Annotated in this window: 10 protein-coding genes; 7 read left to right on the top strand and 3 right to left on the bottom strand. The window is 72.9% G+C overall.

Features of this window, described 5'->3' with window-relative positions:
- Positions 1-43: 43 nt before the first annotated feature.
- Positions 44-1,399 (bottom strand): cation:dicarboxylase symporter family transporter, encoded by a 1,356-nt coding sequence (locus tag AB0Q96_RS38235; RefSeq protein WP_365333829.1) that lies wholly within the window; start codon positions 1,397-1,399, stop codon positions 44-46.
- A 182-nt stretch (positions 1,400-1,581) separates the two neighbouring features.
- Here AB0Q96_RS38235 and AB0Q96_RS38230 point away from each other — a divergent pair, with 182 nt between their 5' ends.
- The 4 genes from AB0Q96_RS38230 to AB0Q96_RS38215 all read left to right on the top strand — a co-directional run bounded on the left by AB0Q96_RS38230 (position 1,582) and on the right by AB0Q96_RS38215 (position 5,559).
- Positions 1,582-3,201: an ATP-binding protein gene (locus AB0Q96_RS38230; RefSeq protein WP_365333827.1), complete on the top strand. Its 1,620-nt coding sequence runs from the start codon at positions 1,582-1,584 to the stop codon at positions 3,199-3,201.
- Positions 3,198-3,917 carry a response regulator gene (locus AB0Q96_RS38225; protein WP_365333825.1) on the top strand — a complete coding sequence of 240 codons (720 nt, stop codon included), beginning with the start codon at positions 3,198-3,200 and terminating at the stop codon, positions 3,915-3,917. The genes AB0Q96_RS38230 and AB0Q96_RS38225 overlap by 4 nt, the downstream gene beginning before the upstream one ends.
- Before the next feature lie 234 nt (positions 3,918-4,151).
- Positions 4,152-4,760, top strand: a complete 609-nt coding sequence (locus AB0Q96_RS38220; protein ID WP_365333869.1) for a helix-turn-helix transcriptional regulator — start codon at positions 4,152-4,154, stop codon at positions 4,758-4,760.
- Between the two features lie 22 nt (positions 4,761-4,782).
- Positions 4,783-5,559: a tyrosine-protein phosphatase gene (locus AB0Q96_RS38215; RefSeq protein ID WP_365333823.1), complete on the top strand. Its 777-nt coding sequence runs from the start codon at positions 4,783-4,785 to the stop codon at positions 5,557-5,559.
- Between the two features lie 38 nt (positions 5,560-5,597).
- Here the strand turns inward: AB0Q96_RS38215 and AB0Q96_RS38210 are convergent, their stop codons facing one another.
- The gene (locus tag AB0Q96_RS38210) at positions 5,598-6,623 is read right to left on the bottom strand and encodes a helix-turn-helix transcriptional regulator (protein WP_365333821.1); all 1,026 of its coding nucleotides are present in this window, start codon (positions 6,621-6,623) and stop codon (positions 5,598-5,600) included.
- A gap of 221 nt (positions 6,624-6,844) precedes the next feature.
- The gene (locus AB0Q96_RS38205; RefSeq protein ID WP_365333818.1) at positions 6,845-7,870 is read right to left on the bottom strand and encodes an ATP-dependent 6-phosphofructokinase; all 1,026 of its coding nucleotides are present in this window, start codon (positions 7,868-7,870) and stop codon (positions 6,845-6,847) included.
- 349 nt (positions 7,871-8,219) lie between these two features.
- Here AB0Q96_RS38205 and pta point away from each other — a divergent pair, with 349 nt between their 5' ends.
- The 3 genes from pta to pyk all read left to right on the top strand — a co-directional run bounded on the left by pta (position 8,220) and on the right by pyk (position 13,050).
- Positions 8,220-10,313 (top strand): phosphate acetyltransferase, encoded by a 2,094-nt coding sequence (gene pta, locus AB0Q96_RS38200; protein ID WP_365333816.1) that lies wholly within the window; start codon positions 8,220-8,222, stop codon positions 10,311-10,313.
- On the top strand, positions 10,310-11,545 hold the full coding sequence (locus tag AB0Q96_RS38195; protein WP_365333814.1) for an acetate kinase: 1,236 nt from the start codon (positions 10,310-10,312) through the stop codon (positions 11,543-11,545). The genes pta and AB0Q96_RS38195 overlap by 4 nt, the downstream gene beginning before the upstream one ends.
- 74 nt (positions 11,546-11,619) lie before the next feature.
- On the top strand, positions 11,620-13,050 hold the full coding sequence (gene pyk, locus AB0Q96_RS38190; RefSeq protein ID WP_365333812.1) for a pyruvate kinase: 1,431 nt from the start codon (positions 11,620-11,622) through the stop codon (positions 13,048-13,050).
- Positions 13,051-13,140: the final 90 nt, after the last annotated feature.

Here is a 13,140-nt window from a genome sequence, read left to right as displayed (position 1 = left end):
GCTTCCGGTGCCCGGATCCGGCTCAAGGCCCGGGACCCGGAGCTCAGACGCCCGCGCGGGCGCGCTCCTCGCCCTCGTCGGACCGCTGGTCCGGCACGGGGGCCGGGCCGTGGCCGTCGTCGACCAGGGTCGTCTCGTCGAAGGGGACCTTCCCGGCCAGCACCTCGGCGACCCGGGCCTTGTCGATCTCCTTGGTCCAGGTGCCGACGAGGACGGTGGCGACGGCGTTGCCCGCGAAGTTGGTGAGGGCGCGGGCCTCGCTCATGAAGCGGTCGATGCCGACGATCAGGCCGACGCCGTCGACCAGGTCGGGGCGGTGCGACTGGAGGCCGCCGGCGAGGGTGGCGAGGCCGGCGCCGGTGACGCCCGCCGCGCCCTTCGAGGCGATGATCATGAAGACGAGGAGGGAGATCTGCTCACCCACGGAGAGCGGGTTGCCCATCGCCTCGGCGACGAAGAGCGAGGACATCGTCAGATAGATCGCGGTGCCGTCGAGGTTGAAGGAGTAGCCGGTCGGGACGGTGATGCCGACCACCGGCTTGCTGACGCCCAGGTGCTCCATCTTCGCGATGAGCCGGGGCAGCGCGGACTCGGAGGAGGAGGTGGACAGGATCAGCAGGAACTCACGGCCCAGGTACTTCAGCAGCGCGAAGACGTTGACGCCGGCGACCAGCCGCAGCAGCGTGCCGAGGACCACGAAGACGAAGAGCGCGCAGGTCACGTAGAAGCCGATCATGATGACGGCGAGCGACTTCAGCGCGTCCATGCCGGTCGCGCCGACCACGGCGGCGATGGCGCCGAAGGCACCGACCGGGGCGGCCCACATGATCATGCCGAGGATCCGGAAGACCAGCCGCTGGATGTGCCCGATGCCGCGCAGCACCGGCTCGCCGGCCGCGCCCAAGGCCTGCAGCGCGAAGCCCGCGAGCAGGGCGACCAGCAGGGTCTGCAGCACCTCGCCCTCGGTGAAGGCGGAGACCATGGTGGTGGGGATGATCCCGAGGAGGAAGTCGGCGGTGCCCTCGCTCGCCCCCGCGGCCTGCTTGGCGCCGGCCTCGGCGAGGTCCTTGGTGAGGTGCAGACCGGAGCCGGGCTCCAGGAAGTTGCCGACGACCAGGCCGATGGCGAGCGCCACCGTCGACATCACCAGGAAGTAGCCGAGGGCGAGACCGCCGACGGCGCCGACCTTCGCGGCCTTGCGGACCGAACCGACGCCGAGCACGATCGTGCAGAAGATGATCGGCGAGATCATCATCTTGATCAGGCTGACGAAGCCCGTGCCGAGCGGCTTCAGCTCGACGGCGACGCCGGGCGCCAGGAAGCCCACGCCGATGCCGAGCAGCACGGCGCCGATGACGGCCAGATACAGATAGTGGGTGCGGTCCCGTCGTGCGGCCACGGGCTCCTCCTCGTACGCAGGGATCGTCCACGTCCCGGTGGACCCCGCGACTATCCATCAGCCCTGTGACCGGGGTCACGCTTGCGTGCCTTTCGTTCACGACCACAAGGCCGCACGTCTCGGTCGCGGCACGATTCGGACCGCCGGTTCGGGGTCGCGAATCGGCCAGGCACACTTGCCGCATGCGTCTCCCCCTCCCCCGGCCGCGCAGCCTCGCCGGTCAGCTCTTCGCGATGCAGGTCGTGCTGATGGCCGCCGTCGTCACGGGCTGCGCCGTCTTCGCGTACGTGACGGACCGCGGCCAGGCCGAGGAGACCGCGCGCCGCCAGTCCCAGGCGACCGCCTCGGCCGTCGCCGACTCCCCCTCGGTGGTGGCGGCGGCCCGCTCGGCGGACCCGAGCGCGCTGCTCCAGCCGTACGCGGAGTCGCTGCGGCGGCACGCGGGCGTCACCTTCGTGGTGATCATGGCGCCGGACGGCACCCGCTGGACCCACCCGGAACCGGCGCAGATCGGACGCACCTACCTCGGGCACATCGACCGGGCCGTGCGCGGGGAGACCTTCTCCGAGACGCACCTGGGCGTGCTCGGCCCCTCGGTGCGCACGGTCGCCCCGGTCTTCGACCACGGCCGGGTGGTGGCCCTGGTCAGCGCCGGCATCACCATCGAGAAGATCAGCGAGCAGGTCCGCGAGCAGGTCGTCGCGCTCCTCGGGATGGCCGGCGCGGCCCTCGCGCTCGGCGGCGCCGGCACGTACGTGATCAACGCCCGGCTGCGGCGGCACACCAAGGGCCTGAACGCGACCGAGCTGAGCCGGCTGCACGACTACCACGAGGCCGCGCTGCACGCCGTGCGGGAGGGACTGGTGATGCTGGACGGGCAGCGCCGGATCGCGCTGATCAACGACGGGGCGCGGGAGCTGCTCGGGCTCGGCGCGGACGCCGTCGGGCGCTCGGCGGCCGAACTCGGCCTCCCGGCACCGCTCGCCGGGGCGCTGCTCTCCTCGGAGCCGCGGGTGGACGAGCTGCACCTGACGGACGAGCGGGTGCTCGTCGTCAACACCCGCCCAGTGGTGGGCGGAGAGCGCCGGGGCACCGTGGTCACCCTGCGGGACCGCACCGAACTCCAGGCGCTGTCGGGCGAGTTGGACTCGGAGCGGGGGTTCACGGAAGCGCTGCGTTCGCAGGCCCACGAGGCCGCGAACCGGCTGCACACCGTGGTCTCGCTGATCGAGCTGGGCCGGGTCGAGGAGGCGGTCGGCTTCGCCACCGCCGAGCTGGAGCTGGCCCAGGCGCTGACCGACCGGGTGGTGAGCGCGGTCGGCGAACCCGTCCTCGCGGCGCTGCTGCTCGGCAAGGCGGCGCAGGCCAACGAGCGGGGCGTGGAGCTGGTCCTGACCGAGGCCAGCCGGATCGACGACGGGGTGCTGCCGGAGTCGCTGCCCTCCCGCGACCTGGTGACGATCCTCGGCAACCTGGTCGACAACGCCGTCGAGGCGGCCGGCGGGACCCCGTCCGCGCGGGTGACGGTGACGGCGCTCGCCGAGGAGGGCGAACTGCTGCTCCAGGTCGGCGACTCGGGCCCCGGGGTGCGCCCCGAGGACCGGGCGGCCGTCCTGGACCGCGGCTGGTCCACCCGCGGCCCGGGGCGGGGGCTCGGACTCGCGCTGGTGCACCAGGCGGTCACGCGCGCGGCCGGCACCCTGACGCTGTCCGGATCCCCGCTGGGCGGCGCGGAGTTCACCGCCCGGCTGCCGCTGCGGGCCGCCGCCGTGCGGACCGACGCGGTGGAGGTGGGCGCGTGAGCGGCGCCGGTACGGGCATCAGAGTGCTGGTCGTCGAGGACGACCCGGTCGCGGCGGACGCGCACGCGCTGTACGCGGGGCGGGTGGCCGGTTTCACCGTGGTCGGCGTGGCCCACTCGCGGGCGGCGGCCGTCCGGCTCCTCGAACGGGTGCCGGTGGACCTCATCCTGCTCGACCTCTACCTCCCGGACGGGCACGGGCTCCAGCTGCTGCGGGCGCTGCGCGCGGCCGGGCACGCGGCGGACGTGATCGCGGTGACCTCGGCGCGGGACCTCGCGGTCGTCCGCGAGGGCGTGTCGCTCGGCGTCGTCCAGTACGTCCTCAAGCCGTTCACCTTCGCCACCCTGCGGGACCGGCTGGCGCGCTACGCCGAGTTCCGGGCGACGGCCGGCGAGGCCTCGGGCCAGGACGAGGTGGACCGGGCGCTCGCGACCCTGCGCACCCCGCAGCCCGCCTCGCTGCCGAAGGGGCTGAGCGCACCGACCCTGGAGGCGGTGACGCGGAGCCTGCGGGGCGCGGCGGAGGGGCTGACGGCGGCGGAGGCGGGCGCGGCCGTGGGCATCTCCCGCATCACCGCCCGCCGCTACCTCGAATACCTGGTGACCGAGGGCCGGGCGGCCCGGGCCCCGCAGTACGGCCAGATCGGGCGGCCGGAGCTCCAGTACCGGTGGCTCAGCGCATCGGGCGGGGCGGGTGGCGGCGGGCGGGGCCGGTGACCCGCCGGGCGGGGTCCGGCGGCCGATTCCGATACCCGGTGCCCAGTGTCCGGTGGCCGGATATCGGTCGGTGACTGGCCGATTACCGATCGGTTCCGATGTTCCTACGATCGTCAGGGTTGGGCGAACGCACCGTAGCCACGACTCACCCCGCGCTTCTACGGTGTCACCGTGCACCAACCCTCCCCGCCCTTCAACGCCCTCGCGGCTCGCCGTCTGCGCGAGGGCCTCGGCATGACGCCCGGCCACGTCGCCTACGGCCTGCGGGCCCAGTACGGCCTCCTGGTCGCCCCCGACACCGTCGCCGACTGGGAACGCGGCCGGGCCACCCCCAGCTCGCAGGAGCTGACCGCCCTCGCGGGTGTCCTGTGGTGCTCCCCCGCCGATCTCCTCGCCGCCGCCACCACCCTGCGCGAGCACCGGATGGCCCGGGGGCTGGCCCCCGAGGACCTGGCCCGGCGGGTGGGGGTCGATCCCGCCGCGTACCTGCGGATGGAGGAGTCGGGGCAGTGGCGCGGCAACGAACGCCAGACCGCCGCCCTCGCCGGGACCCTCGGTCTGGGCCCGCGCGCGCTGCTCACCGCGACCGGCGGCGACGAGAAGCTGTCGGGCCTGCTGCGGGACGCGGCGACCACCCGCTGGCAGGCCCATGTGAAACCGGTGGTCAAGCTGGTGCCGCTGCCCAAGCGGACGGTCGAGAACGCCTTGCAGCGGCTGCACACCGACTACCACGCGAAGATGGCGGCCACCAGCAGCTGGGGTGCCTCGGCCGCGACGGGCGACGCGGGGCGCGCGTACCTCGACGAGATCATGGAGCACTTCTGGGGCCTCGTGGAGCGGTAGCGCCGGACCGTAGATTGGCGTCGTGAGACGACACATATCCTTCGAGCGGTTGCACAACTTCCGTGACCTGGGCGGCTATCGGACCGCCGACGGCGGAACCGTACGGTGGGGGACCCTCTACCGTTCCGATTCCCTCGCCAAGCTCGCGGCCCCCGACGCCGGGGCCGATCTGGAGCGCTTCCGCGAGCTCGGCGTGGCCACCGTGATCGACCTGCGCTATCCGTGGGAGATCGCGGCCAAGGGCCGCCACCCCGAGGGCGAGCCGCAGACCTGGCACAACCTGAGCATCGAGCACCGGCCGTACGACCAGGCCGAGATCGACCCCGCGCTCGACCCCTGGCGCTACCTCGCCGACCGCTTCGCCGAGGTCGCCGCCGACGGCGCGGCCGAACTGCGCGAGGCCCTGGAGCTCGTCGCCGGGGCCGAGGGGCCGCTGGTCTTCCACTGCGCGTCCGGAAAGGACCGTACGGGGCTCCTCGCGGCGCTCGTGCTGGCGCTGCTCGACGTCTCCGACGAGCAGATCCTGGCGGACTTCGCCCTGACCGAGCTGGCCACCGAGCGGCTGGTCGCCGACTGGAGGGCCGCCCATCCGGGCCGCGAGCTGCGCTGGCCGGGGTACGGCCGGGCGCCCGAGGAGATCATGCGGCTGGTCCTCGCGGACCTGCGCGCGGAGTACGGCTCGGTGGACGCGTACGTCACCGGGCACGTCGGTCTCGACCCGGCCGTGGTGACCGCGCTCCGCGCCCGGCTGGTCGAGCCGGCGGGTCCGGCGGACGTGCGGGCCGTGTCCGGAAAGTAGCGCCGCCCGCGCGAGGGGCGGGACTTTCCGGACACGACCTAGCGCCGGTCGAAGCTGAAGAGCTGGCCCCGGGCGTCCGTCGTGCAGGGCGCCTGGGTCAGCCGGGACCACTCGGCCGTGCGGTCGCCCGCGACGGTGACGCAGCTGCCGGGGGTGGCGGAGTCGGCCGGGACGATGCGGTAGCCGGTGACGGGGGTGCCGTGGGGCTCCAGGGCGAAGCGTTCGACGCGGGTGGGGTCGCCGCACTCGGAGTCCTCGAGCGCGGCGTCGGGTATCCGGCCGCCGGACGGGATGCCGGAGCAGCCGACGGGGAAGTCCGGGTGGACCGAGACGATCCGCCACCGGTCCCCGCCGAGCCGCTTCAGCTCGTAGCGGGGGACGTCCGCGCCCGCGCAGGCCCGCTGGTAGATCTGGCCGTCGCGGCTGCCGCGCCGCTCGTTCAGGCAGAGGTCCGAGCCGATCACCCGGATGTGCACGGGGCCCTCGGCGGGCGCGGTGAGCACCGGGCGGTGGGCACCGCCGGGCCGGGGGTCGTCGTCCCGTACGAAGGCGACGACGCTGACCGTGGCGAGGACGAGCCCGGCCACGGCGACGGCGCCCACGAGGGCCCTGCGCAGCCGGGACGGCGGTTCGGGGTCCGGGTCGTCGGACGCGTCCGGGGGCAGCTCCTCGGCGGCGGGCCAGGCGGGGGCGGCGTCGGGGGCCGGCTCGGGGAGCGGGTCGGGGATCGGGTCGGGGGCGTCGGGCGGGGGCGCGTCCGCTCCGGCCCCGTACCTCGCCCGGACGGCGAGCTCCGCGCGTACCGTCTCCCACTCCTCCGCCGCCTCCGGAGGGATCCCGCAGGCGCGGACGAAGGCGGCGAGGAGTTCCTCGCGGGGGAGGGTGGAGCGGGCCAGCATGTTGGCGACGGTCGAGCGGGGCAGGACGTCGCCGGCGGCCTCCGCGCGGGCCGACAGTTCGCGGTAGGTGAGGCCGGACCGGTCCTTCAGGGCCTGCAGCCGCGCGATGAACTCGGCCGGGTTCCGTGCCTCCCGAGGGTCGGGAGCCCTCTCCCCCGTCGTCATGGCGCGCCGCTCCCCTCGTCGGGACATGTCCGGGACAGCCTCAAGCCTTGTTGATCGCGGCACGGGGCTCAAGCATGGATTCGGCCCCGATCGTCCACGGGGGGATGATCGGGGCCGGGGGTGCGTCCGGGACAAGTCGGGACTTTGGTCCCGCCTCGCGGGGGCCCGGGGTCCGGCCGCGGGGGGCCGGGCGGGCCCGGACCTCGGGGGCCGGAGGCCTGTCAGAAGACGGACTCGGCCTCGCGCATGCGGTCCTCGGGGACGGTCTTCAGCCGGGTGACGGCCTCGGCGAGCGGGACCATCTCGATGTCCGTGCCGCGCAGCGCGGTCATCCGGCCGAACTCGCCGCGGTGGGCGGCCTCCACCGCGTGCCAGCCGAAGCGGGTGGCGAGCACCCGGTCGTACGCGGTCGGGGTGCCGCCGCGCTGGACGTGACCGAGGATGACCGGACGGGCCTCCTTGCCGAGGCGCCGCTCCAGCTCGACGGCGAGCTGGTTGCCGATGCCCTGGAAGCGCTCGTGACCGAACTGGTCGATCTCGCCCTTCCCGTACGCCATCGAGCCCTCGGCCGGGTGCGCGCCCTCGGCGACGCAGATGACGGCGAACTTCTTGCCGCGGGCGAACCGTTCCTCGACCATCTTCACGAGGTCGTCGACCTGGAAGGGGCGTTCGGGCAGGCAGATGCCGTGGGCGCCGCCGGCCATGCCGGACTCCAGGGCGATCCAGCCGGCGTGCCGGCCCATGACCTCGACGACCATCACGCGCTGGTGCGACTCGGCGGTGGTCTTGAGGCGGTCCATGGCCTCGGTGGCCACGCCGACGGCGGTGTCGAAGCCGAAGGTGCGGTCGGTGGCGGAGATGTCGTTGTCGATCGTCTTCGGGACGCCGACGACGGGCATGCCGGCGTCGGAGAGCATCCGGGCGGCGGTCAGGGTGCCCTCGCCGCCGATCGGGATGAGGACGTCGATGCCGTACGCGCGGGCCAAGTCGGGGGCGGACTCGGCGGCTTCGCGGAGCCGGTTCCGTTCGAGCCGGGCGGAGCCGAGGATGGTGCCGCCACGCGCCAGGATGCCGCTGACCGCGTTGAGGTCGAGGGGGCGGTAGTGGCCGTCGAGGAGGCCCTTGAACCCGTCCTCGAAGCCGATGACTTCGTCGTCGTGGCCGGTCAGCGCCCGGTGCACGACCGACCGGATCACTGCGTTCAGGCCGGGACAGTCGCCGCCTGCGGTGAGAACTCCGATGCGCATCGTGCTGTGTCTCCTGCTCGGTTAGTGGTACGTGTGAGCCTCGTCGATTCTCACACGGGCGGGTGTGCCGGCGCGCTCGCTGCTACTCCGCGCGCCCGGTGTCCATGGGCCTTTCGGGGCCTTTGGTCCCACTCCTTCGGGCCCTCCGTCCGGCGGGCGTCCTATCCACCCACGGGGGTATTGTCAAGAGGGCAATGCCACCCTAACGGTGTTTTTTGAACACACTCGATTGACAGCCGATCGACACCAGATCGGGGCTCGATCGGGGCTCGGCGGCACTGGACACTCGACACTCGACGGAACCTCGGTGGCTCCCACCGGACCTCGACCGACATCAGGAGACGACGGCGTGACGCGCAGCGTGTACGTGACCGGGATCGACCGCGGGGACGGCCGCCAGGTCGTCGAGCTGGGAGTCATGGAGCTCCTCACCCGCCAGGTGGACCGGGTGGGGGTGTTCCGGCCGCTCGTGCACGACGGACCCGACCGTCTGTTCGACCTGCTGCGGAGCCGCTACCGGCTCAGCCAGGACGCGGCGACCGTCTACGGCATGGACTACCACGAGGCCGGTGACCTCCAGGCCGAGCGCGGCACCGACGAGCTGGTCTCCCGGCTCGTGGACCGCTTCCACGCCGTCGCCCGCGACTACGAGGTGGTCCTCGTCCTCGGCACCGACTTCGCCGGCACCCAGCTCCCCGACGAGCTCGCCCTCAACGCGCGGCTCGCCAACGAGTTCGGCGCCTCGGTGATACCGGTGGTCGGCGGCAAGGGCCAGACGGCCGAATCCGTACGGGCCGAGGCCCGCAACGCCTTCCGCGCCTACGACGGGCTCGGCTGCGACGTCCTCGCCATGGTCGTCAACCGGGTGGCGGCCGACGACCGGACCGCGATCGCCGAGCGGCTGTCCGCCCGCCTGCCGGTGCCCTGCTACGTGCTGCCCGACGAGCCGGCCCTCGCCGCGCCGACCGTCTCCCAGATCACCCACGCGCTCGGCGCCACCGTCGTCCTCGGCGACGAGGCCGGGCTGGCCCGCGACGCCCTCGACTTCGTCTTCGGCGGCGCCATGCTGCCGAACTTCCTCAACGCGCTGACCCCCGGCTGCCTGGTCGTCACCCCCGGGGACCGCGCCGACCTGGTCGTCGGCGCGCTCGCCGCGCACTCCGCGGGCACCCCGCCGATCGCGGGCGTGCTGCTCACCCTCAACGAGCGGCCCAGCGACGAGATCCTCACCCTGGCGGCCCGCCTCGCGCCCGGCACCCCGGTGATCTCCGTACCGGGCAACAGCTTCCCCACCGCCGCCGAACTCTTCGCCCTCGAAGGCAAGTTGAACGCGGCCACGCCCCGCAAGGCGGAGACCGCCCTCGGCCTGTTCGAGCGGCACGTCGACACCGCCGACCTGCTGCGCCGGGTCTCGGTCGCCCGCAGCGGCCGGGTCACCCCCATGATGTTCGAGCACGAGCTGCTGGAGCAGGCCCGGGCCGACCGGCGCCGGGTGGTGCTGCCCGAGGGCACCGAGGAGCGCGTGCTGCGCGCCGCCGACGTGCTGCTGCGCCGCGACGTCTGCGACCTCACCCTGCTGGGCGACGTCGAGACGATCCGCAAGAAGGCCGCCGACCTCGGCGTGAACCTGGGCGACACCCAGCTGATCGACCCGCAGACCTCGGAGCTGCGCGACACCTTCGCCGAGAAGTACGCGGCGCTGCGCGCCCACAAGGGCGTCACCGTGGAGCTCGCGTACGACGTGGTGTCGGACGTGAACTACTTCGGCACCCTGATGGTGCAGGAGGGCCTCGCCGACGGCATGGTCTCCGGCTCGGTGCACTCCACCGCCGCCACCATCCGGCCCGCCTTCGAGATCATCAAGACCAAGCCGGACGCCTCGATCGTCTCCTCGGTCTTCTTCATGTGCCTGGCCGACAAGGTCCTCGTCTACGGCGACTGCGCGGTCAACCCGGACCCGAACGCCGAACAGCTGGCCGACATCGCGGTGCAGTCCGCGGCCACCGCCGCCCGCTTCGGCGTCGAGCCGCGGATCGCGATGCTCTCCTACTCCACCGGCACCTCCGGCTCCGGCGCCGACGTCGACAAGGTGCGCGAGGCGACCAAGCTGGTCCGGGCGAGCCGGCCGGAGCTGCGGATCGAGGGCCCGATCCAGTACGACGCGGCCGTCGAGCCCTCCGTGGCGGCGACCAAGCTGCCCGGCTCCGAGGTGGCCGGCCAGGCGAGCGTGCTGATCTTCCCGGACCTCAACACCGGCAACAACACCTACAAGGCCGTGCAGCGTTCGGCCGGCGCGGTCGCCGTCGGTCCGGTGCTCCAGGGCCTGCGCAAGCCCGTGAACGACCTGTCGCGCGGCGCGCTCGTCAGCGACATCGTCAACACCGTCGCCATCACGGCGATCCAGTCCCAGAACCCCGTCCAGGGCCAGGAGCTCCCCGCATGACAACCCCCACCCGAATCCTCGTCCTCAACTCCGGCTCCTCGTCGCTGAAGTACCAGCTGCTCGACATGGGGGACGGCAGCCGGCTCGCGGTCGGCCTGGTCGAGCGGATCGGCGAGGCGACCTCGCGCCTCGTCCACACCCCGCTGCAGGGCGGCGGCGGCGCCAAGCGCGAGCAGAACGGCCCGATCGGCGACCACGCGGCGGCGCTGAAGGCGGTGGCCGCGGAGCTGGCGGCGGACGGGCTGGGCCTGGACTCGCCCGAGCTGGCCGCGATCGGCCACCGGGTGGTGCACGGCGGGCTGCGCTTCACCGCGCCGACCGTCGTCGACGACGAGGTGCTCGCCGAGATCGAGCGGCTGGTGCCGGTGGCGCCGCTGCACAACCCGGCGAACATCACCGGCATCCGTACGGCGCGGGCGCTGCGCCCGGACCTGCCGCAGGTGGCGGTCTTCGACACGGCGTTCCACACGACGATGCCGGAGGCGGCGGCGCGGTACGCGATCGACGTGGAGACCGCGGACGCGCACCGGATCCGCCGCTACGGCTTCCACGGCACCTCGCACGCGTACGTGTCGCGGGAGACGGCGAAGCTGCTCGGCAAGGCGCCCGAGGACGTGAACGTGATCGTGCTGCACCTGGGCAACGGGGCCTCCGCCTCGGCGGTGGCCGGCGGGCGCTGCGTGGACACCTCCATGGGGCTGACCCCGCTGGAGGGCCTGGTCATGGGCACCCGCTCGGGCGACATCGACCCGGCGGTCACCTTCCACCTCAAGCGGGTGGCGGGGATGTCGGCGGACGAGATCGACATCCTCCTGAACAAGAAGTCCGGGCTCGTCGGGCTCTGCGGCGACAACGACATGCGCGAGATCCGGCGGCGGATCGACGAGGGCGACGAGCGGGCGGCGCTCGCCTTCGACATCTACGTGCACCGGCTGAAGAAGTACATCGGGGCGTACTACGCGGTGCTCGGCCGGGTGGACGCGGTCGTGTTCACGGCGGGGGTCGGGGAGAACGCGGCCCCGGTGCGGGAGGCTGCGATCGCGGGCCTGGAGGAACTGGGCCTGGCGGTGGACGCCGAGCTGAACGCCGTACGTTCCGACGAGCCCCGGATCATCTCGCCGGTGTACGCGCGGGTGGCGGTCGCCGTGGTGCCCACCGACGAGGAGTTGGAGATCGCCCGGCAGAGCTATGCACTCGTGCGCGAACTGTCGCCCGAGGGAGTGAACGCCTGAGCGGACTCCCGCCCATTTGTACTTTCCACCAGACGGAATATTCCGCAGTGAAACAAACCGATAGGATCCGCTCCATGCGCCGTTCCAAAATCGTCTGCACGCTGGGCCCCGCCGTCGACTCCTATGAGCAGCTGAAGGCTCTCATCGAGGCCGGCATGAACGTGGCCCGATTCAACATGAGCCACGGGAGCCAGGCAGAGCACCAGGAGCGGTACGACCGTCTCCGCAGGGCGGTGGCGGACACCGGCCGCGCCGTCGGTGTGCTCGCCGACCTCCAGGGCCCCAAGATCCGTCTGGAGACCTTCGCCGAGGGCCCCGTCGAGCTGGTGCGCGGTGACGAGTTCACCATCACCACCGAGGACGTCCAGGGCGACAAGTCCATCTGCGGCACCACGTACAAGGGCCTGCCCGGCGACGTGTCCAAGGGCGACCAGGTCCTCATCAACGACGGCAACGTCGAGCTGCGGGTCGTCGAGGTCGAGGGCCCGCGGGTCAAGACCGTCGTCATCGAGGGCGGTGTCATCTCCGACCACAAGGGCATCAACCTGCCCGGCGCGGCGGTCAACGTCCCGGCCCTGTCCGAGAAGGACGTCGAGGACCTCCGCTTCGCGCTGCGCATGGGCTGCGACATGGTCGCGCTGTCCTTCGTCCGCGACGCCAACGACGTCAAGGACGTCCACAAGGTGATGGACGAGGAGGGCCGCCGGGTCCCCGTCATCGCCAAGGTGGAGAAGCCGCAGGCCGTGGAGAACATGGCCGCGGTCGTCGACGCCTTCGACGCGGTCATGGTCGCCCGCGGCGACCTCGCGGTGGAGTACCCGCTGGAGCGGGTCCCGATGGTGCAGAAGCGCCTCGTGGAGATGTGCCGCCGCAACGCGAAGCCGGTCATCGTCGCCACCCAGATGATGGAGTCGATGATCACCAACTCCCGTCCGACCCGCGCCGAGGCGAGCGACGTCGCCAACGCGATCCTGGACGGCGCGGACGCGGTCATGCTGTCGGCCGAGTCCTCGGTCGGCGCGTACCCGATCGAGACCGTGAAGACGATGTCGAAGATCGTCGTCGCGGCCGAGGAGGAGCTGCTCTCCAAGGGCCTGCAGCCCCTGGTCCCGGGCAAGAAGCCGCGCACGCAGGGCGGTTCGGTCGCCCGCGCCGCCTGCGAGATCGCCGACTTCCTGGGCGGCGAGGCGCTGATCGCCTTCACCCAGTCCGGCGACACCGCCCGCCGCCTCTCCCGCTACCGCGCGGCCCAGCCGATCCTCGCCTTCACGACCGAGGAGTCGACCCGCAACCAGCTCACCCTGAGCTGGGGCGTGGAGCCCTACCTGGCCCCGTTCGTGGAGACGACCGACGCCATGGTCGAACTGGTCGACGCGGAGCTGCTGAAGCTGCGGCGCTTCAACGCCGGGGACACGATGGTCATCACCGCCGGTTCGCCCCCCGGCGTCCCCGGCAGCACCAACATGGTCCGGGTGCACCACCTCGGTGGCGGCGACCGCGACTGACGCGGCCCCGGTCATGACGGAGCCCCCGTCCCTCCGCGGAGGGACGGGGGCTCCGTCCAGAGCCGGCGGGTGAGGCGGGGGCGCGGGGGT

Source organism: Streptomyces sp. NPDC093111, from assembly GCF_040683955.1.
In the GTDB taxonomy this organism is placed as follows: Bacteria; Actinomycetota; Actinomycetes; order Streptomycetales; family Streptomycetaceae; genus Streptomyces.
The sequence above is the reverse complement of the archived record's forward strand: the minus strand, read 5'-3'. Positions and strand labels throughout refer to the sequence as shown.